A 23,167-nucleotide genomic window follows, 5' to 3' on the forward strand; every position below is an offset into this window, starting at 1 on the left:
CACGCAACAACTAGGTGAACGTTCATTGTTCTCTGGAGATGAGGAAGGTGCCAGGCACCCTTCCAAAAAAGCCGTGCACGACAACGCAACGAGAAACGAAAAACGACCCCGCCGAGATTGTCCTCGGCGGGGTCGCCCAGTCTTTGCAGCAGCTTATTCAATCACGCGCTCAACGTGTCATCGCTACAGGCAGACTCCGTCCTTCCAGATGCTGATCTCGTGACAGCCGCGACGCTCGGCGCTGGTAAGCTTGCCGCTCGCCGTGTCCAGCACCAGCTGATACAGATCGCCGGCAGCCTCATCGAGCGTACGCTCGCCCGTAGCCACCACACCGGCGTTAAAGTCCATCCAGTTGGCCTTGTGGTCGCACAGGCGCTGGTTGGTGAACACCTTGAGCGTAGGCGCCGGCGCACCAAACGGCGTGCCGCGGCCGGTCGAGAACAGGATCACGTGGCAGCCGGCAGCCGTCAGGGCCGTGGTGGATACCATGTCGTTGCCCGGACCGCACAACATGTTCAGACCATGCTTGGTAGCCTGACCGGCGTACGGCAGCACGTCGACGATGGGGGCAGATCCGCCCTTTTGCACGCAGCCGCAGCTCTTGTCCTCGAGTGTGGTGATGCCGCCATCCTTGTTGCCGGGGCTCGGGTTCTCGTAGACGACCTCGCCATGGCTAATAAAGTAATCCTTAAAGCCGTTGAGCATGTCGGAGGCGGCGTTAAACACCTGCTCGTCCTCGCAGCGATCGAGCAGAATGCTCTCGGCGCCAAACATCTCGGGGACCTCGGTGAGCACCGACGTGCCACCGCGGGCGACGAGCATATCGCTCACGCGACCGATCGTGGGGTTGGCGGTAATGCCCGAAAGACCGTCAGAGCCACCGCACTTAAGGCCAATGACCAGCTCGGATGCCGGAATGGGCTCACGCTTGGCTTGCTTGGCCAGGTCGGCCAGCTCAGACAGAATCTTGTGGCCTTCGACCTGCTCGTCGGCAACATCTTGGCAGGTAAGGAAGCGAACGCGCTCGTGATCGTACTCGCCCAGCTCGTCGAGCACCTGCTGATGCGTGCAGTTCTCGCAGCCGAGCGACAGGAACAGCACGCCCGCAGCGTTTGCGTGACGCGAGAGCGCTACCAGCAGGCGACGGGTCTGGGCATGGTCGGCGCCGGTCTGCGAGCAGCCAAACGGATGCGGAAAGTAATAGACGCCCTCCAGCGAACCCTCGACCAGATCCTGAGCCTGCTCGCACATGGCACGTGCGACCTCGTTGACGCAGCCGACCGTGGGGATGATCCACAGCTCGTTGCGCGTGGCGGCGCGGCCGTCGGCGCGACGGAAGCCCATAAAGGTCTCGGGCTCAACCGGCTCAACGACCGGATGCGTCGGATTGTAAACGTACTCGACCTCGCCCGAAAGGTTGGTCTTGACGTTATGCGTATGAAGCCACTGACCGGGCTGGATGTCGCCCGTCACATGGCCGATAGGAAGACCGTACTTGACAACGTTCTCCCCCGCCGCAATGGCACGCACCGCCATCTTATGGCCCTGCGGAATATCCTCCGCGGCCACGACCTCGCCCACCCCGGGAACCGCGACGGCGGTGCCCTTGGCAAGCGGCGACAGCGCGACGATCACGTTGTCGGCCGGATTGATCTGGATAGTGTTCATTGCAAATGGTCCTAACCCTACAGGTTGAGCAGAAGTCGAGACGCGGGCACGCCGTCCCGCGCCCGCGTCTGCGCCGGAAATTTACGCCTGAGCGTTGGCGAAGGCCTGCTTGGCACCCTCGGTGCGCACGACGGCGAGCGCACTGACGACAAACTCCTCAAGACCGGCGATCTGCGTAAGGTCCTCGCCCCACATCTGCTCGTTGGTGAGCACGTCGTGCACCAGCTGGGCATCGTCGGCACCGGCGTGGGCGGCGTAGAAATCGAGTACGAAGGCGTCGTCCTGAGCGGTGTACTCGGTGCCGTCGGAGCGACGCAGGTGCAGGCCGTCGCCCTCGCGGGACACGAGCTCCTGCGTGTAGAAGGAGATGAGCGTAGCGAGGCTCGTCGCCAGGCACTTGGGCAGGTTGCCGGTCTCGGCAACGTAGTCCTTGAGCGTGGGCAGGTCGCGAGCGCGCCACTTAGCCGTGGAGTTGAGGCAGATGGAGAGCAGCGCATGATCAATAAACGGGTTGTCGAAGCGGTTTTCGACGGCGGCGGCAAAGGCCTTGCAGTCCTCGACATCCAAGTCGGCGGCAAGCGTCGGAATGACCTCGTCGTAGAGCATGGTGTTCATGAAGCCGCGAATGGTCTCGTCATGCATGCAGTCGCGCACGATATCAAAGCCGGCAACCCAGGAACCCGGAACGAAGGCGGTATGGGCACCGTTGAGGATGCGGACCTTGCGCTTTTTGTACGGGGTGACGTCGGGAGTCACAAAGACGCCCGGAAGACCAGCCTTCACAAAGGGAAGCTTCTCGGCAAGCGACTCGTCGCCCTGGATGCCCCACATCTGGAAGGGCTCGCGCACGGCCAGGAAGGGATCCTCGTAGCCCAGACGCTCGGCAACCGCCGCGGCCTCCTTAGGATCGCGGATGCGGCCGGGGACGATGGTGTCGACGAGCGTGGTGCAGACGGTGCAGTCGTTAGCCATCCACTGCGCAAACTCGTCCTCCCAGCCCCAGTCGCTCACATACTGGTTCATGATGCGCAGCAACTCCTCGCCGTTGTGATCGATGAGCTCGCAGGCGAGGACGATGACGCCCGGCTTACCGGCAGCCCAGCGGGTGTGGAGCACCTGGGCAAGCTTGGCGGGGAAGCTCGCAGGTGGCATGTCGTCGGCCTTGCAGGACGGGTCATAGGCGATACCGGCCTCGGTGGTGTTGGAGACGATGATCTCTAGGTCGTCGGAGACGGCGACCTCCATCATGGCGCGATAGTCGTCCTCACGATACGGGTTAAGGCAGCGGCTGCAGGCGCTGATCACGCGTGACTCGTCAACCGTGTTGCCGTTCTCCTTGCCGCGCACCAGCACGGTGTACAGGTCGTCCTGGGCATTGATACCGTCGGCAAAGCCAAAGGCACCGCTGATGGGCTGCACCATGACGACCTTGCCGTTCCAGCCGGTGGCCTCGTTGCCCATGTCAAAGAAACGGTCGACGAAGGCGCGCAGGAAATTGCCCTCGCCAAACTGCAGAACCTTCTCGGGAGCATCCTTGGGCAGCAAATAGCCCTTGTAGCCGATCTTCTCGAGCGCATCGTAGCTGATGTTCTCCATCTGTGTCTCTCCTTAGATAGCTGTTAGCGTGCAAGCAAAACAGGGGCGCCGCGTGTGGCAACGGCGCTCCCGAGTTCGATGTGATTTGATGCGGGCTTAGGCCTCGACGGTGTCCAGGTCAAAGCCAAAGTAGCGGACCGCATTGTTGTAGCTGATGTCGCGTACAACCTCGCCCAGTAGCTCCATGTCGGCCGGGTACTTGCCCTGCTCGACCCACTCGCCGATCACGCTGCACAGCACGCGACGGAAGTACTCGTGGCGCGGATAGGACAGGAAGGAGCGGGAATCGGTAAGCATGCCCACAAAGTTGCCCAGCACGCCCTCGTTAGCCAGAGCCGTGAGCTGCTCGCGCATACCGACCTCGTTGTCGTTGAACCACCAGGCGGAGCCGTTCTGGATCTTACCGGCAGTCGGAGCCTCCTGGAAGCAGCCCATCACGGTATCGATCATGGTGTTGTCGATGGGGTTCAGACTGTACAGGATGGTCTTGGGCAGGCCGCAAGTCTCCTGAATGGAGTTGAGGAAATCGGCGAGCTGGTCGGACGGCGTGTAGTTGGAGATGCAGTCGTAGCCGGTATCGGGACCGAGCTTGGCAAACATGGCGCGATTGTTGTCGCGCTTGCAGCCAAAGTGCAGCTGCATGGCCCAGCCCAGACGGACATACTCGCCAGCGACAAACTGCATAAAGGCAGTCTTGTACTTGAGGACCTCTTCCTCGGTAAGCGGCTCGGCAGCCAGACCCTTGGCAAAGATAGCCTCGATCTCGTCGGCGGTAGCCGGGACGTACATAACGTAGTCGAGTGCGTGGTCGGATGCGCGGCAGCCCAGCTCGTGAGCAACGTCGTAGCGCTTGGAAATGGCAGCCTTCATGCCCTCAAAGTCGCTGACCTCAACGCCGGCAACCTCGGAGAGGTGCTTGCAGTAGTCGGCAAACTCCTGGCCGCGCTCGATGCGCAAAGCGGCATCGGGGCGCATGGCGGGAACGACCTGAACGTCAAAGCTGTCGTCGGCGGCAATCTTCTTGTGCCACTCAAAGCTGTCGGCGGGGTCGTCAGTAGTGCAGATCATGCGGACGTTGGACTGCTTGATCAGGTTGCGGCAGGTGAAACTGGCCTCGGCGAGCTTGGCGTTGGCAAGGTCCCAAACCTCCTGGGCAGTCTTGCCGTTGAGGACGCCCTCGTAGCCAAAGTAGCGCTTAAGCTCCAGGTGGCTCCACTCAAAGACGGGGTTGCCGACGCAGCGACCCAGGGTCTCGGCCCACTTTTGGAACTTCTCGCGAGCAGGGGCGTCGCCAGTGATAAAGCGCTCGTCGACGCCGTTGGCACGCATCAGGCGCCACTTGTAGTGGTCGCCGCCCAGCCAAACCTCGGTGATGTTCTCGAAACGCTTGTCCTCCCAAATCTCCTTGGGAGAAATGTGGCAGTGGTAGTCGACGATGGGCATGCCCTCGGCAAAGTTGTGGAACAGCTCCTCGCCGGTCTTGGTGCTCAGCAGGAAATCCTGATCGTCCATGAAGTTTTTCATCAAACAACCCCTTTGTTTGCGGAGCGGGCGCACAATACGCTCGTCATCCTCTAGGTGAACGTTCACCATACTAATCCATTACGACTCAAAAGGTGAACGTTCACCTAACAACCATGGGGTGAACGGTAGGTTTTGCCCGTTCAACGGTTGCCGGAGCTGTGACTTGCATGCATTGCGGACCGGTTGGCGTCCCCGAACACCGAACTTGAGCGCTTTTGCTCAGGTGGGTCATGTCCCGACGTACATTTTTGGGAGTATTCAGCATTGGAGCGCGCCGTGCGCCATCCTCAGCGTCCTATTTGGAACGCAGATAGCGCCCGATCGGCATAAAAAGTGCCCCCGATGGCAAATTACGCCATCGGGGGCACTTAAAACAGTCGTTCTGCACCTCATTCAGGGCATGCCAATGCTGAATACTCCCAAAAATGCACGTCGCAAGAGGGGGTACCTGCTCAATCGGCTAAATACCCGCAAGTTCGCAGTAGCGGTCGACATTGCTGGCAAATACCATCTCGACGGCGCCCTTCTGGACGGGCTCCGTCGGGGTCCTTCCCCACAGCAAATAATCGCCCAGTGTCTTGGCGCCGCGATACGCCAGGCTCGTCGGGTCCTTATAGACAATATTGGTAAAGATACCGCGGCGCAAGGCCAGGGCGCTTTCGGGAAACAGGTCGTTGCCGATCACCATGACCCGACCGGCCTTGCCGGTCGAGACGAGCGCGTCGGCAACCACTTCGGAACCAACGGCAAAAACGCTACAGATAAGTTCGGGGGCGTCCGGCGCACTCAAGCGCTTTTCGAGCTCATGCTCGAGTTGTTTGACTTGCGCATGGGCACCTGCAAGATCCTCAACCTGCCATGGAATATCACGTTCGCGCAGGTAATTGTGGAAGGCGCGGGCGGTTAGATAGTGCGAATCGGTATATGGGTCGCCTGTCAAAAGGAGCACGCGGGCGTCGGCCCCAGAAGCATGGACCAGGTTTGCCGCCTGCTCGGCCATAAGGCTGCCTGCCGTCGAATAATCGGCCAAGCTCGCACCCAAACGATTCAAATGCGGACGGTCGCCGTCGACAAGCTCAATCGTCACGCCCGCCTCGGCGATCTGCCCCAAAAGCTCAGTCGCACGATCGTCGCCCGGCGCATAGGCGAGCAAGCCATCAATCTTCTCGCCCACCTGCAGACGCTCGTCGATTTGCTCGAGTGCATCAGCGTAGCCGCCCACGCCAAATTCAACGCGCTCAACCGTAATGCCCCGGTCGATGACCTCCTGTTCAAAGCGATTGCAGCCTTCCCACAGGTAACGGAAAAAGTACGCTCCTTCGCGCGATGCGCGGGGCAGGCAAAACACCAGATTGATATCCTTGCGGCGCAGGCTTGAGGCACTTGTGTTGCGGTGATAGCCCATGGCCTCGGCCTTAGCGTTCACCTTGGCGCGCACGGATTCGCTCACGCCGGCCTTTCCCGTCAGAGCCTTGTGCACGGTATTGATGGAAACGCCAAGCTCGGCGGCTATGTCCTTCATGGTTACGCGAGCGCTCATGCGGTTACTCCGTTATAGATAAGTTGCCAATTAATAGTCCAGTTAACGATACCCCAAAAATACTCTTCGACTCGCCGTGCTCTCCCTCAAATGCACAAAGCGCCCCGCGAACGGATGCCCGCGGAGCGCTTGGATGTCCGGACCTTATTTGATACCGCGACCCAAGTCTTCGGCGATTTTGTCTACGCCCTTAAGTGCAGCGCACGTCTTTTTGTTGGAGCAATGCCCCGTGCAAACGCCACCCTGAGCGCAGTCGGCGCAGGTGCCCTTGCGGTAGATGCGCACGCACACGGCGACAAACGCAACGCCGATAACAGCCAGTACAACAATATCGATAGGTGCCATAGCAAGCCTCCTCTAGTTAACCATCACTTACTTTACCCCATTCTCCACCTACCAAAAAGGGACAGGTTTATTTTGGTTGGTTTTATCTGCGGAAACGCCACATCTCTCCCACCAAAAAGCCCGGGTATCGCGAAGATACCCGGGCTCGTGGAAAGGGGCTAATCCTTATTTGGACTTAAGCGGAAACTGCGGCGGAAGCGGTGTTGGTCTCGTCCTCGTCCGTCCAAGCGTGCTTGGGCATGGGACGAAAGATCTGGAAGAGCATCGCAACCAGCAGAACGATGGCTACAACCGTCCAAATACCAAACTGGCCAAGGACAAGCAGGTTGTAGAACTGGTTGATGAACAGGCCAATGACCCAGGCAAAGGCGCACTCGTAACCGATGGCGATCGCAGTCCACTTGCCGGAATCCATCTGGTTGCGGATGGTACCCATGGCGGCAAAGCACGGGGCGCACAGCAGGTTGAACGCGCCAAAGGCAACGCAAGCGCCCATGGTCGGGAACATGCCGGCGAACGCGGTCCACAGGCTCGGGTCAGTCTCGGCGGCGTCGGCCACGGACAGCAGCGAACCGGCGGTGGCGACGACGTTCTCCTTGGCGACAAGGCCAGAGACAGTCAGCGCAGTTGCCTGCCAGGTGCTAAAGCCGAGCGGGGCGAAGATCCAGGCAACCAGGTTGCCCAGCATGGCGAGCACGGAGTAGTCCATGAACTCCTCGGGGATGCCTTCCATCGCAGGCAGGAAGCCAAAGGAGCCGTTGTAGCTACCAAAGTTGGACAGGAACCAAACCACGACAGTGGAGGCAAAGATGACCGTGCCGGCCTTCTTGATAAAGGCCCAGCAGCGCTCCCACACGTGCAGCGCCCAAGAGCGGATCGCCGGGAAGTGGTAGGCGGGGAGCTCCATAACGAACGGCGTCGGGCGACCGGCGAAGAGCTTGGTCTTCTTGAGCATGAGGCCCGAGGCGATGACGGCAAAGACGCCCAGGAAGTAGAAGAGCGGGCTAATCCACGCGGCGGTGGTGGAAGAATCGCCGATGATAGAACCCATGAGCAGGGCGATGATCGGCAGCTTAGCGCCACAGGGAATGAACGTGGTGGTCATGACCGTCATGCGGCGGTCCTTCTCGTTCTCGATGGTCTTGGTGGCCATGACGCCGGGGACGCCGCAGCCCGAGGACACGAGCATGGGGATAAAGGACTTACCGGACAGGCCAAAGCGGCGGAACACGCGGTCCATGATGAAGGCGACGCGGGCCATATAGCCGCAGTCCTCCAGGAAGGACAGCATGACGAACAGCAGGAACATCTGCGGGACGAAGCCGAAGATAGCGCCCAGGCCTCCGACGATACCGTCGCAGACCAGCGAATCGACCAGGCCACCGTCCTCGGTGCCACCCGCCACGAGGGCGTCGTGCACCATGGTGGTGATACCCGGGACATAGGGGCCGTACTGTGCCGGGTCGACCGAGTCGGCGTCGTCACCCGCGGCCTCGACAGCCTCATCGTAAGCATCGCGGCCCTGACCGAGCACATACCAACCGTCGGTGCCAAAGAGCTGATCGTTGGTGAAGTCGGTCACCGTTCCGCCCAGGGTGGAAACGGCGATGTAGTACACGCAGAACATGATGACCACAAAGATCGGCAAGCCCAGGATACGGTTGGTAACCACGCGGTCGATCTTCTCGGAGGTGCTCATCTTGGCCGGGGCCTTGGTGAGGCACTCGTCGATGATGTGCGCGATGACGCCGTAGCGCTCGCCGGTGATGATGGACTCAGCGTCATCGTCGCAGTCCTGCTCGCACTGAGCGACCAGCTCTTCGACGCGAGCGGCCTTCTCCTTGGTGAGGTTGATGAGCTTGCAGGCGTCCGCATCGCGCTCGAACAGCTTGACGGCATAGTAGCGGCGCTTGTTGGCGGGAACGCTTGCAGACAGGTTATTCTCGATGTGGCCCAGAACGTCCTCGATGGAGGAGTCGAACTTGTGCTCCGGCACCTGGCCCTTGGAAGCAGCGGACTTCTTGACCTGCTCGAACAGCTCCTTGATACCCTTGTTCTTAAGGGCCGAGATCATCATAACCGGGCAGCCGAGCTTTTTGGAGAGCTTGTCCGTGTCGATCTTGTCGCCGTTCTTCTCGACCAAGTCGGCCATGTTGAGGGCAACGACCACGGGCAGGCCGGTCTCGATAACCTGAAGCGCCAGATACAGGTTACGCTCGAGGTTGGTGGCATCGACAACCTGGACGACAACATCGGGCTCGCCGCTCATGAGGTAATCGCGCGAGCATTGCTCCTCGGGGCTGTAGGGGGAAAGCGAGTAGATGCCAGGGAGGTCCGTGATGGTAACGTTCTTGTCGCTTAGGAGCTTGGCCTCCTTTTTCTCAACCGTGACGCCGGGCCAGTTGCCAACGTAGCCGTTGGCGCCGGTGATCAGGTTGAAAAGCGTGGTCTTGCCGCAGTTGGGGTTACCCGCCAACGCGACATGGATCTGAGAATCCGCCATTCAATCCTTCTTCCTTGTGTGCCCGCGCTGCTTTCTCCGCGCAGGCTGGATAATGTGCTTCAAAGATGCTGCATTAAGTTAGAAATACCTAACTTTATCTGCAGAAATATACGCCGTGAGCCCTTACTGGACCTCGACGACGGCGGCCTCCTCCTTGCGGATGGAAAGCTCGTAGCCGCGCACGTTGATCTCGACCGGATCACCGAGCGGTGCAACCTTCACGACCTTGAACGAAGTGCCCTTGATGAGCCCCAGGTCCATAAGGTGGCGGCGAAGCGCACCCTCACCGTGAAGCTTGATGATGGTGGAGCTCTCGCCCACCTTAACGTCACCCAACGTCTTCATTTACTTGTCCCCCTTTCAGTGCGTACAGAAATACCGTCGACTAACCGACGGTCATGATGTGCATGGCAACCTTGGAATCGATGCCAAAGCGTGCGCCCAGCACAGTGACGATGATATTGGCGCCACTCGAGCTCACCACGTGGATTTCGCTGCCCTCGACAAAGCCGAGGTCCTTGAGGTGGTGCTTCATATCCTCATTGCCCTTTACACGAGACACGCGCACGGTTTCGCCCGCTTTTACCATCGAAAGCGGCATTGCCGGCATCTGCGGTCCGCAAGACATGAGTGGCTCCTAACGTCAGTTCGTCCTCAACATCGACGCGATAAAAGTTAACCACGTCTATGTTCGCTTTAGTAAACTAACACGTGGTTAACTTTTTGGAAAGGGTCCCCGTTCAGATTTCGAAAAAGTTTCCTATACGAAACAAAAGGGCGCGGCAAAGGACCATCCTTTACCACGCCCTGTCATGCTTAAAGCGAGAGGTTTCTGATCGACGTGACGCAGGAAGCCTCATCCACGCCCGAAACGCGGAACACGACATCCTCGCCGCACTCGCCATAGAGGGCCATCAGGCCCATCACGTCGCGACCATCGACATGACGGTCGCCAATGCTGACCGACACGTCACTACGATGCTTGGCGATAATATCATAGAGCAGCGCAACCGGGCGGGCATGTAATCCCAACGGATCTTTAATCGTCTTCGTAAACTCGACCATGTCCCCTCCCGCGGCATCGCACATTCGGCCGGCAAACCCAGCCACGTGGTAGTTATTGTAGCGTTAGATGCTTGTTGAGGGCGGGACGGAAATCGCATCCCATTTCGAACGTCAATGATGGGACACAGTTTCCGCCAGAAGGCTCAACCGGAAAGTGCGACCCGTTATTTGGCTGGATTCTGGGACGCAATTTCCCAAAGGGGCCTGTTTGGGAAACTGCGACCCGTTTTGGACGCAAATTCTGGGACGCAGTTTCCGCGACGCCCAGTCAACCTATGCCCTCGCAACGCCCGCGCATAAAAAACGAGGGAAGGCACGCGTCCTTCCCTCGTTACGGGCAATATGTAGCCGCTCGCCTACATCAGGCGCAGGCTGACGTCCTTGAGCTGGGCGCCGCTAACGGCACTCGGAGCGCCCGACATGAGGTCGGAGCCGCTGGCCGTCTTGGGGAACGCCATGACGTCGCGGATGGAGTCGGAACCGGTGAGCAGCATACACACGCGGTCCAGGCCCAAAGCGAAACCACCCATCGGGGGCGCACCAAACTTGAGCGCCTCCATGAGGAAGCCGAACTGCGACTCGGCGCGCTCCTCGGTAAAGCCCAGGAGCTTGAGCATGGACATCTGCATCTCGGCGTTGTGGATACGCATACCGCCGCCGCCGGCCTCAAAGCCGTCCATGACAAAGTCGTAGGTGCAAGAACCGGCTGCCAGCGGATCGGCCTCAATCTTGGCGATGTCGGTCTCGGTCGGCAAGGTGAACGGCTGGTGCTCGGCTGCATAGGCCTTGCGATCCTCGTCCCAATGGAACAGCGGGAAGTTAACGACCCACAGGAAGTCGTGGCCCTCGCGCTTGATCTCGAGCGCGTTGGCCATGTGAGAACGCATGCCACCCAGGATCTCGTCAGAGAGCAGGCGCGGACCGGCGGCGAACATCACAAGGTCGCCGGGCTCGACGTCCATGCGCTCGCGCAGAGCCGCCATCTCCTCGTCCGAGAAGAACTTGACGATGGGGCTGTTGAGGGAGCCATCCTCGCGGAATGCGATCCATGCCAGGCCCTTGGCGCCAAACGTGGAGGCCACGCCGGCGAGCTTATCGATCTTGGCACGTGCCCAGGCACCGGCACCCTTGGCGTTGATTGCCTTGACGACAGAGCCCTCCTCGTTTGCGGCAGTCGCAAAGACCTTGAACTTGGAGTTGGCAAAGATGTCGGTCAGGTCGACCAGGTGCATGCCGTAGCGGGTATCGGGCTTGTCGGAGCCATAGGTGTCCATGGCCTCCCAGTAGTCCATGCGACGCAGCGGCGTGGGCATCTCGACACCCATGCGACCGAAGGCATCGGCCAGGACCTCCTCGAGCGCGCTCATGACATCGTTCTGGTCCACGAAGGACATCTCGATATCGACCTGAGTGAACTCGGGCTGACGGTCGGCACGCAGGTCCTCGTCGCGGAAGCACTTGGCGACCTGGTAGTAGCGCTCAACGCCACCGACCATGAGCAGCTGCTTCAGAAGCTGCGGGGACTGCGGCAGGGCGTAGAAGTTACCCGGCTGAATGCGGCTGGGAACGATGAAGTCGCGGGCGCCCTCGGGCGTGGACTTGAACAGGGAGGGTGTCTCGACCTCCATGAACTCACGGTTGTGCAGCGCCTCGCGAATGGCAAAGGTAAAGTCGGAGCGCAGCTTGAGGTTGGCCATCATCTCGGGACGACGGAGGTCCAGATAGCGATAGCGCAGGCGGGTGTCCTCGCTGGTCTCGATGCCGTCCTCGATCTGGAACGGCGGGGTGACGGACGTGTTGAGTACCTCGGCGTGGTCGGTCAGGACCTCGATCTCGCCGGTCGCGAGCTTGGTGTTGGTGGTCTCCTCGCCACGGGCGCGCACGACGCCATGAATCTTGATGGGCCACTCGGGACGCATGGTCTCGGCGATCTTAAAGGCGTCGCCGTCGGAGTGCTCGGGGTCGAAGGTGAGCTGCGTGATGCCCTCGCGGTCGCGAAGGTCGCAGAAGATAAGGCCGCCGTGGTCGCGGCGACGGCTCACCCAACCGGTGAGGGTGACCTCTTCGCCCACGTTCTCGAAGCGAAGCTCGCCGCAGGTACGGGTGTGCATAGAATGCTCATCGATGGGACGGGTCTGGCTCATACCAGTGATCCTCCTTTATGGATCTGTGCCGCCCCGTGTCGTTCCGGGCGGCGTCGTACAGATTTGCCCAGCCTGCGTAAACCGCGCAGCCAGACATGGCGTTCTATGTTATCGCACCTGCGCCGATGTACCGCGAAAAAGTAGCTCCTGCCCAAAGACTTGACGGAGACGAAACAATTGACGCGGCCTGGCCGTCGCCAAGGCGCGCCGCGTGCGACAATGTGCCCCAATACAACTGCACTCGGAAAGGCCCGCCATGACTGCACGCCTCATCGTTATGGATATCGACTCCACGCTCATCAACCAGGAGGTCATCGACCTGTTGGGCGAGGAAGCCGGCGTGGGAGAGCAAGTTGCACAGATCACCGAACGCGCCATGCGCGGCGAGCTTGACTTTAAGCAGGCGCTCGAGGAGCGCGTGGGGCTGCTTGCCGGCTTGGATGAGAGCGTGTTCGAGCGCACCTTTGAGCGCGTGACGTTTACTCCCGGCGCGCTGGAGCTTGTGCGCTCGGCGCACAGCAAGGGCTGGAAGGTCGGCGTGGTAAGCGGCGGCTTCCACGAGGTCGCCGACAAGATCGTGGCCGCCGCGGGCATCGATTTTTGCCTGGCCAACCGTCTGGAAGTCGTGGACGGCAAGCTCACGGGTAAGCTGGCGGCAGACATTGTGACCAAGGAATCCAAGCTCATTCAGCTGCTGGATTGGGCGGTTGAGTGCGGTGTCGACATGACCCACACCGTCGCGATCGGCGACGGCGCCAATGACATCCCCATGATTCAGGCCGCGGGCACGGGCATCGCGTTTTGCGCCAAGCCCAAGACGCGCGAAGCCGCCCCGTTTGCCATCGACGAGCGCAACCTGACGCTCGCCATGGATATCATCCTGCGCGACTAGTCGATCCTTCTAACAATAGAATCAGTCTGTCCTATAGTTTCCGAACAATTTTGTCTTAGTGTTCGGAAACATACCCTTTGAGTGCTAGACTTTGCGCCGTCGAAGGGAACATATATGGATAAGCGAGATCTAGAGCAGCTGCTGAGCGATGTTGCCGGCGGATCAGTCACCCCCGCCGACGCCCTTACGCGCATCCAGACGGCTCCGACTGCCGATTTGGGCTTTGCGCAGCTCGATCTTTCGCGCGGAGTGCGCCAGGGAGCCGGCGAGGTTGTCTACGGTGCCGGTAAAACCGCCGAGCAAATTGCCGCCATTATCGAGGCGCTGCGCGATGCCGGCCAGGAGCGCATCCTGGTCACGCGCCTGGATGCCGAAAAGGCAGCCCGCACCTCGGAGCTCCTCGGCAACGGCATCGACCTGGGATATGTCCCGGACGCGCAGCTCGCCCTCGTGGGCGGCAAGCCCTCCCCTACCGGCAACGGACGCATCGTCGTCGCCTGCGCCGGCACGAGCGACCTGCCCGTCGCCGAGGAAGCCGCGTTGACGGCCGAGTTCTATGGCAACGAGGTCGACCGCCTCTACGACGTAGGCGTCGCCGGCCTGCACCGCCTACTCGCGCATGCCGAGGAACTTGCCCAGGCACAGGTGGTCATCGCCATCGCCGGCATGGAGGGCGCGTTGGCGAGCGTTATCGGCGGCCTGGTGAGCTGTCCGGTCATCGCCGTTCCCACCAGCGTGGGCTACGGCGCAAGTTTTGGTGGCGTAGCCGCACTGCTCGCCATGCTCAACTCCTGTACCAGCGGCGTATCGGTCGTCAATATCGACAACGGCTTTGGCGCCGCTTACCAGGCAAGTCTTATCAATCATCTGAGCGCCGGCACACCCCGCGCCCGCTAAGGAGCATTCCATGTCCAATCATCAGCACACGCTTATCATCGACGGCACCTCGGGCATCAGCGGCGATATGACCGTCGCGGCCCTGCTCGACCTGGGCGCCAGCGAGGAGCACCTGCGCGAACAGCTCGCCACACTGCCGGTCGACGGCTTTACGATCGCCGTCACGCGCGTAAACAAGCATGGCATCGACGCCTGCGATTTCGACGTTCAGCTGGCAGAAGAGCTCGAGAACCACGACCACGACATGGCATGGCTCTACGGCAACGAAGCAGCTGCCGAGCACACGCACGAGCACGAGCACCACCATCATGACCATGACGAGCATGAGCACTGCCATGAGCATGATCATGAGACCCACGGCCATGGCCACGAGGGCCACCATCACGCCCACCACCATCACCACCGTTCTTTGGCGGACGTCACCGCCATCATCGACGGCTCGCAGTTAAGCGATGGCGCCAAGCGTCGTGCGCACGCCATCTTTACCGCGCTCGCCGCCTCCGAGGCCAAGGCCCACGGCAAAACGCCCGAGACCGTCATGTTCCACGAGGTAGGCGCCGTCGATTCCATCGTCGACGTCTGCTCTGTCGCCATCTGCCTCGATGACCTGGGCATCGAGGATATTGTCGTCGAGTCGCTCTCCGAGGGCCACGGCACCATCCACTGTGCCCACGGCCTCATGCCCATTCCCGTCCCCGCTGTCGTCAACCTGTGCCAGGCGGGCAATATCGCCCTCACGCCTGCACCGGTCGCCGGCGAGCTCGTGACGCCCACGGGCGCCGCCATCGTCACCGCGCTGTGTACGTCCGACCAACTGCCCTCACGCTACCGCATCGAAGCCGTCGGCTACGGCGCTGGCAAGCGCCCCTACGAGGGCTGCTCCGGTACGCTCCGCTGCCTGCTCGTTCACGCGGACGCATAGCCATGGATGCCCGCAAGGCAAAAAGCCGCGCTGCCATCGTTTCGGCGTTCTCCGAGCTGCTGCGCGAAGAGGACTACGGCAAGATCACCGTCGGCGACATCATCGCGCGCGCCCACGTAGGCCGCGCGACATTCTACGGCCTCTTTAAGAGCAAAGACGACCTACTGTCCGAGCTCGTGAGCGACATCTGCACCCACGCCCTCGACGACGATGGTACGCCGCTCGACGACCCACTCGTGCAAGTCGAGCATATCCTCAACAACCTCTGGGAACGCCGTCAGGGCGTTCGAGCCCTCGTAGCCGGCGCCGGCTCACGCGTCTTCGCCGACTGCCTCCGCAAGACCATCATGTCGCGCGCAGCCGAAACCGTCCCCGTCGACCCCGCAGGCCCCGCCGCCACCATGGACCGCAGCTTCTTACTACACCACATAGCCTCAAGCTTCGTAGGAATGGTCCAATGGTGGGCCTGGCACAACTTCCAAGCAGCCAAAGCCGACGTAGCCAAAGACTACCTATCAGCCATTAAGCCTCTCTTCAACTGAGTAAACCCCTCATCCCAAAGTTCCGACCTCATCTCAAAGCGCCGCCCCAACCCAAAGCACAATCCATCCCAAAGTGTCGACAGAAGCCCAACGCCCCTACCAGCAACAAGCCCCTCCCATCCAAATTCAGATATATATTGGGTTGCTTGTACGAACGCAACAAAGATCCCGCAGCTGTCCGCATGGGGTAACTTCCCAGCGCATTCCGCAGGACGCAAAAAGGCTCGCCGCACGAAGTGCGCAGCGAGCCTTTTTGCATGTCCGAGGACGCGCTGGGAAGTTACCCCATGCGGCCAGCGGACAACTATGTAGCCTCAGACTAGAACATGCCCAAGAAACCATGCACAAACAGCGCGGCCAGAGCGGCACCGACAAACGGAGCGATGCCAGGAACAAGCAGGCCATACTTCCAGTTGTTGTCGGCCTTGTTCTTGATCGGCAGCACCTGATAGGCCATGCGAGGACCAAGGTCACGAGCCTGGTTCATGGCGAAGCCAGTAATGCCGCCCATGCCCATGCCAACAGCCCAAACGATCAGACCGACGCAGATAGCGAGCATCAAAACGTTCTCGCCGGCACGGCTAGCGGTAGCCAGGATGGCGCTGATGAACACAAAGGTGCAGATAGCCTCGCAGAAGAAGTTGCGGGCATAGTTCGTGCCCTCGGTGGTGGGGTTGGTCGAGAAGATGTTGCGCTGGGCAATAGGGTCGACGACGCCGTCGGAAGCCTTGAACTCATCGGCATACATCAACCACGCGATCACGGCGCCCACATAGCCGCCGAGCATATCGGCAATCATGAAGGGGATGCAGCTGCTCCACGGCACCAGGCCCACGATGCACTGGGCAAGCACCATGGCGGGGTTCATGCACACGGCGCCGCCAAAGATAAACAAGGCGACCGAGATGCCAAAAGACCAGGTGGTGATGGCAAACATGTGGCCGGAGCCCTGATACTTGGTGCCCTTAAGCACGGTATCGCAGTGCACGCCCACGCCAAAGATGATCATGAGGGCCGTTGCGCCGAATTCGCAGAGGAGTTTGGTAAGCATAAAACCTTATCTTTCTTGTCGGTTATAAACGGTTCGTTTAGGCCGCGTACTAGTGCTGTGCGACGACAACGCCCAGGCCATCGGGAATGACGGCCACCTTGGCATCGGCACCCTTCATCTCAAAGGCGAGCTTGAGCGCCTCATCGAGGGTGTTAACCGGCGTCATGTGCATATCCTTGATCATCTGGTGATCGCACAGGTCGGTAACCATGATCACAGGGTGATGCGCCAGGATGCGGGCAAAGATCTGGCTCGTCCACTGGTCGGGCAGGGTCTCGTCCTTAGGACGGTCGATGCAGGCGCGCTCAAACTCTGCCGGATCATTGTCGGCGATGTTGTGATAGAAGCCCTCGCCACCGTGACCGTCGGCACAGCCGGCGACGTCGATGATCACGCCGCCCTCGGGAAGCGTGGCCTCGGCAGAGCACATGCCCTTCACGGCCTGGTAGATGTTCTGGTCGAGCGGGTAGCCGCCGTTGGTGGTGATGGCAATCTCGCACTCGACGGGCTCAACGCCGGCAAGGCTCTTCACGAACTCGCAGCCAGCCTCGTGCGCCTTGTGGATATCGCCGGCAAAGGAGCCGATGACCTCGTGCTTGCCGTTGAGCACCACGTTAAGCACAAAGGCAAGGTGAGCCATCTCGGCGGCAGCAAACATGTCCTCGCTCACGTGGTTGTGGCACAGGTTGCCGGCACGCGAGTGGGAATCATTCACAAACTGACCGTTGTGGTTGTACATGATGGTCTTGTAGCTGGCGATGCCAGGCAGGACGGACTTGCGGCTACCAGAGAAACCGGCAAAGAAGTGCGGCTCAATAAAGCCCTCGGCAAGCAGCAGATCGCAATCGGCGGCAATCTTGTTGATGATGCACTCGCCACCAGAAGGCAGGGTGCCGATCTTTTTCATCATGCTGTCGTCAGTCGCGACGTGCATAACGATTTCCTCGTTGGCAACGATCTCCTCGCCGTACTTGTTGACGAGTTCCTCATGCGTCGACGGACGATGCATACCCGTAGCAACCAAAATGCGCACGCGAGCCTCGGGCGCAGCAGAATGGATGTGATGCAGCAGAATAGGCATCGTCACACGCGAGGGAACGGGACGCGTATGATCGGAGCTAATAATGACAATATCCTTCTTGCCAGCACAAAGCTCCTCGAGCGACGGCGAACCATAAGGGTTGGCAAGCGACTCCTCTACCAGCTCTTCCTGCGATTTCGTGGTCTTAAACTCGTTTTGATGACCTTCCATCACACCCGCGAAGTTCTTATCCTCGAGCTCCAGATGCAACGTCTTGTGGTCAAACGGCAGTTCACATTCAAACAATGACGAGCGCCCTCTTCCTTTTCAACTGACACACTAGATAAACCGTTGGAAGGATACGCCGCTCACCGAAAAACACCACCGTCCACCGACTCATTAACACAACGTTCATATTTGACCCACAACAAAACGGCCGCGACCCCAAACGGGACCGCGGCCGCTACAGTCGTAAGGCGAGAAGCACCACATGCATCTCAATCCCGATCGATAAGGCGCGCGGCGCGAAGCGCCAAACGCGCCGCCGGGACAGACCCCATCCAAAACGCGCGAAGCGCGCCATTATTCCCCCAGCCAGTAATCCACTGAAGACCGGACATCGCAGGGCCCGCCATTAGTTTACTTTTAGGCACACTCCGCAGGACGCAAGAAGCCCTCGCCGCACGAAGTGCGCAGCGAGGGCTTCTTGCATGTCCGAGGACGTGCCTAAAAGTAAACTAATGGCGGGCCCGGACGACTACAGGACTATCGATTACCCCGTGTTCTGCAGTCCTGCCGAGACGCCGGTCACAGTCGAAAGAATCAGGCTCATGTACTCGGCCTTCTTCTCCTCGGCCATCTCGTCCTGGTTCATACGCACCTCGCGAAGGGCGCGGACCTGGGCGATGGACAGGGCGTCGACGTAGGGGTTACGTACACGGACGGCGCAGCCGAGCACGCGACGGCGCTGCAGCGGCCACTCGTCACCGACGATGGCAAGGACCCACTTACGCGTGAGCTGCATCTCGGTAAAGACCTTCTCGGACAGATCCTGGCGGTCGCCCAGGTGCAGATACATCTTGGCGATGCGCTGGTCGGTCTTGGCGATCGACATCTCGATGTTGTCGATAAAGGTGCGGAAGAACGGCCACTCCTGGTAGGCAGCCTTGAGCTGGTCAAGATCGCCAAGCTGCTCGCAGGCGGTGCCCAGACCGTACCAAGCGGCCAGGTTAATGCGCGCCTGGCTCCAGCTGAAGATCCACGGAATGGTACGCAGGTCATCGAGCGACTTGGCGCCCAGACCGCGCTTGGCGGGACGCGAGCCGATCGGCAGCAGACCGACCTCGGTCAGCGGCGTCACGGTCGAGAACCACGGTGTAAAGTCCTCGGTGTTCAGCAGGTCCAGATAGCGTTCGTGGCTTGCAGTGTTGAGCTTCTCGGCCATATCCCAGAACTTCTGCGTGGTCTCGGTGTTGGTCTTCTCGACACTCGGGGCCGACTGCAAAAGCGTTGCGGCGGCAACGGACTCAACATGGCGCTGAGCCAGCGTGCGGTTGCCGTAACGGGCAAAGATGACTTCGCCCTGCTCGGTGAGCTTAAAGAAGCAGTTGACCGAACCCTTGGGCTGCGCCAGCACGGCCTTGTTGGCCGGGCCGCCGCCACGGCCCACGGCACCGCCGCGACCGTGCATGAGCACCAGGTCGATATCGTTCTTCTCTGCCCACTTGGCGATGCGCTCCTGCGCGGAGTGCAGCGCGAGCATGGCCGTGGTAGGACCGGCATCCTTGGAAGAGTCGGAATAGCCCAGCATGACCTCCATGCGGCGGTTGGTCTGGGCAAGGCGCTTTTGCACCACGGGCAGCGTAAGCATCTGATCGAGCACGTCGACGCAGCCCTCGAGGTCCTCGAGCTGCTCGAACAACGGGATCACGTCGAGCTCGGGGACATCCTCCTCGTGTGCAAAGGACAGGTGCGCCAGCTCAAAGACGTCGGCCACATGCTGAGCGCTCTTGGTAAACGAGATGATGTAGCGGTGCGCCATCTTCTTGCCGTAGCGCTTTTGGATGGAGCCGATAGCGCGGAAGGTATCGATGACCTCGCGCGTCATGGGCTGCAGGTCGCCATGGATACCGTTCTCGTGGATATCCTTAAGGGCGCGGGCATGCACCACGGAGTGCTGACGGAACTCCATCTCGACCATATGGAAGCCGAAGGACTCGACCTGCCAGATGATGGTTTGGACCGGGCCGTAGGCAGCACGGACGGCACCGCAGGCGGCCAGCGAACGCTGGACGACGCGCAGGTCATCCAGGAACTCGTCGGCGCTGTGGTACATGGTGTCGGTGATACGACGGACGGTGGCGTTCAGGCGGTCGGCCATGACGAGCATGACGGCGCGATGCGGCTCGTGCTCGGAGATCAGCTCGGCGCGGGCCGTGTAACGAGGGCTCATCTCGACCTGATGGTTCCACAGGTTAATGAGCTCGGCCGACGGCTTGCTGTAGGTAGCCTCGAGCGTGAGGTTGCGGCCGATGTGGCGGCACTTGTCCTCGAGCTTGAGCACCATGTGCGTAAAGTACTTGGCGGCGACCTCACGGCTCACCTTGGCGGTGACGTTGGGGTTACCGTCGCGGTCGGAACCGATCCAGCTGCCGGGATGGAAGAACGCCGGGCACAGCGGCGGCACAGTACCGGCCTTGTCGCCCAGCACCCAATCGTCAAAACGACGATAGATAACGGGGATAACGTCGAACAGCGTGTTATCGAAGATGTCGATGATGGTATCGGCTTCCTCGACCGGCGTGGGCTTCTTGAGCGCGATGGGACTCGTACGCACCAGGGCGTCGATCTCCTGCAGCATATGGCGCTCGTTCTCCACCAGGTCGGAGCCGCCCAGACGCGGACGCTCCTCCAGCAGGTTGGAGATACGGCGGATCTTGCCCTCGACGGCCTTACGACGGGCCTCGGTGGGATGTGCGGTAAAGACAGGGTGGAACTCGAGCTTGTCGAGCAGCTCGTTGGCACCCTCGACACCCAGCTCATTCACCAGCTGGTGATAGGCAACGGTAAGCTCGTTGGCAGGATCGACCTCGGTATCGGTCGACGCACCGGCCTCGCGCTCGCGCAGCTGCGCCACACGGTAGTTCTCCTCCGACAGGTTTGCCAGATGGAAAAAGCTCGTAAAGGCGCGAACGATGACCTGCTGCTTATCGAGCGGCAGGCTGTCGATCAAATCGACGACCTCACGAAATGCCACGGCAGTGGGCTCGTCGGCGGTGGGCACGCCCTGCTCGTCGACGGCTTCGTCGGCAGCGCAGGTACCGGGGTTGCCGGCATTGACCACAATCTCGGCTGTCAAAATCTTGTCGAACAGGTCCGCGATCTCGGGATCATACTCGCTAAGCACACGGCGCTCCAGGCGCAAGAACAGCGCCAGATTGTCGCGCAGCTCCTCGGGGATCTCGATCTCGGCGAGACGCTCCCTGGACTCGGCATTCGAGCCGATTCGGTTAACGAGGCGGTTGACCACGGCAGCGACGCGCGCCGCGGCTTCGGGTACAGACTGGTTGCTTAGGTTCTCAGCCACGTTTCCTCCCATTCCTCCTTCTATGCACGTAACATGCGGTATTCATTATAGGCGCTTGAGAAATACTTTCGACACTGATTGCGCTTTACCACACAAAAGTATTTTCTGCATTGCAAAGGTTTTTGCCCTAAATGGTCGTATTTCTCGGTGGGCGGCATACGTAAACGGGGGCATTCCGCATAAAAGCGAAACACCCCCGTAACAATCGCTCTCCATGAGCAGGGCACGTTAGCAGGCCCGAAGCTCAAAAAGATGCGCTACAGACGCTCGCGAACCGCCTCGACGACGTTGGCCAGATCGACGAGAACCTCGTCATGGCTCTGCATGTCGCGCACCTTGACCTTGCCGGCGGCAAGCTCGTCGCCGCCCAGGACCAAGATGAGCTTGGCGCCTACCTTATCGGCCTGCTTAAACTGGGCCTTGAGCGAACGGCCCTGATAGTCGGCCTCGGTCACAATCCCTGCGGCGCGAAGCTCCTGCGTAATGGCAAAGACGTTCTGACGCAGCTCCTTGCCGGCATTGGCGACGTAGACGCACGGGACCTCCTCGGCACCCAGGTCGCTGCCAAAGGCCTGCAGGGCCAGCAGGGCGCGCTCAAAACCGACGGCGAAGCCGACGCCTGCCGTGGGCTTGCCGCCCTCGAGCTCGACGAGGCCATCGTAGCGGCCGCCGCCGCCGATGGAGCCGACGCCGGCGCCAGGGGCCTCGACCTCAAAGACAGTACGGGTGTAGTAGTCCAGGCCGCGCACCAAGGTGGGATCCTCGACATACTCGATACCGGCGGCGTCCAGATAGCGCTTGACTTGCTCGTAGTGCTCGCGGCACTCATCGCACAGGTTGTCACCCATCAGCGGAGCCTCGGCCATGATCTCGCGGCAGTGGTCGTTCTTGCAGTCAAAGGCACGCAGCGGGTTGAGCTCGGCGCGCTCGCGGCACTCATCGCACATCTCGTCTGCGTGATCGAGGATAAACTGCTTGACTTGCTCGCGGTAAGCCGGACGGCACTGAGCGTCGCCCATCGAGTTAATGAGCAGACGAAGCTTGGAAAGATCGAAGCCCAGGCGCTTGTAAAACTCCATGAGCATGATGATGCACTCGGCGTCTGCCGCCGGATCGGGAGCGCCGAGCCACTCGATGCCCACCTGGTGGAACTGGCGCAGGCGGCCCTTCTGGGGACGCTCGCCGCGGAACATGGCCTCGGCGTAGTACGCCTTAAACGGCGTGGAGCCCTGGGGCACCAGATTGTTCTCGACGACAGCGCGCACCACGCCGGCCGTGCCCTCGGGGCGAAGCGCCAGGCGCTGCTTGGGCTTGAGTTTGGTGTCGGTGCCCTCGGTAAAGACGCGCTCCAGGTTGGCACCGCTGAACACGCGGAACATTTCCTTGCGCACGACGTCGGTCGACTGGCCGATACCGTGGACAAACACGTCCACCTGCTCGATCGCGGGCGTCTCGATGGGTTTAAAACCAAACGGCTCGAACACGCCGGCCGCAATCTGCTGCATCTTTTGCCAGGCGCGCATCTCGGCGCCGATAAGGTCGCGGGTTCCCTCCGCCTTCTGTGCCTGCATGGGCAAACACCTTTCTTTTGTATCGCGTCATAGGTAACGGTCATTATACGGCACAAACACAAACCGCGGCGGTGCGTCAGGCCGAACGAGGGTATGGGGACTCGTTCGGCCTGACGCACCGCCGCTGTTTGCGATCCGCTTTCCTCCGTCCCCTTCGGATCACGTGATCTGTTGGGTGTTCCTATAGTTTTGTCAACCGTCGGGGCTACTCCCGGTAGGGCACCCGGTCGCGCATCACGGCGTATATCGCCCTGAGCCGCTTCCTCGCGACGGCCTTGAGCGCCCGCCCGTGCCCCATGC

Annotated in this window: 18 protein-coding genes; 4 read left to right on the forward strand and 14 right to left on the reverse strand. The window is 60.6% G+C overall.

Annotated features, from left to right (window positions below; genetic code table 11):
• Positions 1-183: 183 nt before the first annotated feature.
• The 10 genes from AAAX36_RS02180 to aspS all read right to left on the reverse strand — a co-directional run bounded on the left by AAAX36_RS02180 (position 184) and on the right by aspS (position 12,385).
• Positions 184-1,668, reverse strand: coding sequence for an altronate dehydratase family protein (locus tag AAAX36_RS02180; protein ID WP_349073845.1), 1,485 nt, complete (start codon positions 1,666-1,668; stop codon positions 184-186).
• 81 nt (positions 1,669-1,749) lie between these two features.
• A complete protein-coding gene (locus AAAX36_RS02185; protein ID WP_196026110.1) occupies positions 1,750-3,264 on the reverse strand; it encodes a tagaturonate reductase in 1,515 nt (504 codons plus the stop codon).
• 96 nt (positions 3,265-3,360) lie between these two features.
• A complete protein-coding gene (gene uxaC / locus AAAX36_RS02190; RefSeq protein ID WP_195543841.1) occupies positions 3,361-4,788 on the reverse strand; it encodes a glucuronate isomerase in 1,428 nt (475 codons plus the stop codon).
• Between the two features lie 460 nt (positions 4,789-5,248).
• Positions 5,249-6,328: a substrate-binding domain-containing protein gene (locus AAAX36_RS02195; protein WP_196022528.1), complete on the reverse strand. Its 1,080-nt coding sequence runs from the start codon at positions 6,326-6,328 to the stop codon at positions 5,249-5,251.
• A gap of 144 nt (positions 6,329-6,472) precedes the next feature.
• The gene (locus AAAX36_RS02200; RefSeq protein ID WP_006234772.1) at positions 6,473-6,673 is read right to left on the reverse strand and encodes a hypothetical protein; all 201 of its coding nucleotides are present in this window, start codon (positions 6,671-6,673) and stop codon (positions 6,473-6,475) included.
• Between the two features lie 175 nt (positions 6,674-6,848).
• Positions 6,849-9,176, reverse strand: a complete 2,328-nt coding sequence (locus AAAX36_RS02205; protein WP_349073846.1) for a ferrous iron transporter B — start codon at positions 9,174-9,176, stop codon at positions 6,849-6,851.
• Positions 9,177-9,299: 123 nt separating this feature from the next.
• On the reverse strand, positions 9,300-9,521 hold the full coding sequence (locus tag AAAX36_RS02210) for a FeoA family protein (protein ID WP_349073847.1): 222 nt from the start codon (positions 9,519-9,521) through the stop codon (positions 9,300-9,302).
• A gap of 40 nt (positions 9,522-9,561) precedes the next feature.
• Positions 9,562-9,804, reverse strand: coding sequence for a FeoA family protein (locus AAAX36_RS02215; protein WP_040358815.1), 243 nt, complete (start codon positions 9,802-9,804; stop codon positions 9,562-9,564).
• 188 nt (positions 9,805-9,992) lie between these two features.
• Positions 9,993-10,241 carry an HPr family phosphocarrier protein gene (locus AAAX36_RS02220; RefSeq protein WP_195521875.1) on the reverse strand — a complete coding sequence of 83 codons (249 nt, stop codon included), beginning with the start codon at positions 10,239-10,241 and terminating at the stop codon, positions 9,993-9,995.
• 356 nt (positions 10,242-10,597) lie between these two features.
• Positions 10,598-12,385 (reverse strand): aspartate--tRNA ligase, encoded by a 1,788-nt coding sequence (gene aspS / locus AAAX36_RS02225; protein WP_349073848.1) that lies wholly within the window; start codon positions 12,383-12,385, stop codon positions 10,598-10,600.
• A gap of 256 nt (positions 12,386-12,641) precedes the next feature.
• On the opposite strand from aspS, the gene serB reads away from it, so the two are divergent.
• The 4 genes from serB (at position 12,642) to AAAX36_RS02245 (ending at position 15,638) form a co-directional block, all read left to right on the forward strand.
• Entirely contained in the window at positions 12,642-13,277 is a 636-nt protein-coding gene (gene serB, locus AAAX36_RS02230) for a phosphoserine phosphatase SerB (protein ID WP_349073849.1), read from the forward strand.
• A gap of 114 nt (positions 13,278-13,391) precedes the next feature.
• Entirely contained in the window at positions 13,392-14,174 is a 783-nt protein-coding gene (gene larB, locus AAAX36_RS02235; RefSeq protein ID WP_349073850.1) for a nickel pincer cofactor biosynthesis protein LarB, read from the forward strand.
• Between the two features lie 10 nt (positions 14,175-14,184).
• Positions 14,185-15,096, forward strand: coding sequence for a LarC family nickel insertion protein (locus tag AAAX36_RS02240; protein ID WP_161115465.1), 912 nt, complete (start codon positions 14,185-14,187; stop codon positions 15,094-15,096).
• A gap of 2 nt (positions 15,097-15,098) precedes the next feature.
• Positions 15,099-15,638 carry a TetR/AcrR family transcriptional regulator gene (locus tag AAAX36_RS02245; RefSeq protein WP_138339710.1) on the forward strand — a complete coding sequence of 180 codons (540 nt, stop codon included), beginning with the start codon at positions 15,099-15,101 and terminating at the stop codon, positions 15,636-15,638.
• A gap of 319 nt (positions 15,639-15,957) precedes the next feature.
• Here AAAX36_RS02245 and larD read toward each other — a convergent pair whose 3' ends face one another.
• The 4 genes from larD to hisS form a co-directional block, all read right to left on the reverse strand.
• Entirely contained in the window at positions 15,958-16,689 is a 732-nt protein-coding gene (gene larD, locus AAAX36_RS02250; protein ID WP_349073851.1) for a D/L-lactic acid transporter LarD, read from the reverse strand.
• A gap of 49 nt (positions 16,690-16,738) precedes the next feature.
• A complete protein-coding gene (gene larA, locus AAAX36_RS02255; RefSeq protein ID WP_022093875.1) occupies positions 16,739-18,016 on the reverse strand; it encodes a nickel-dependent lactate racemase in 1,278 nt (425 codons plus the stop codon).
• Between the two features lie 466 nt (positions 18,017-18,482).
• Positions 18,483-21,215 carry a phosphoenolpyruvate carboxylase gene (locus AAAX36_RS02260; protein ID WP_233504696.1) on the reverse strand — a complete coding sequence of 911 codons (2,733 nt, stop codon included), beginning with the start codon at positions 21,213-21,215 and terminating at the stop codon, positions 18,483-18,485.
• Between the two features lie 338 nt (positions 21,216-21,553).
• Positions 21,554-22,867: a histidine--tRNA ligase gene (hisS, locus tag AAAX36_RS02265; RefSeq protein WP_349073852.1), complete on the reverse strand. Its 1,314-nt coding sequence runs from the start codon at positions 22,865-22,867 to the stop codon at positions 21,554-21,556.
• Between the last annotated feature and the right edge of the window lie 300 nt (positions 22,868-23,167).

Origin of the sequence: Collinsella sp. CLA-ER-H10 (assembly GCF_040092475.1) — a bacterium.
Lineage (GTDB): Bacteria > Actinomycetota > Coriobacteriia > Coriobacteriales > Coriobacteriaceae > Collinsella.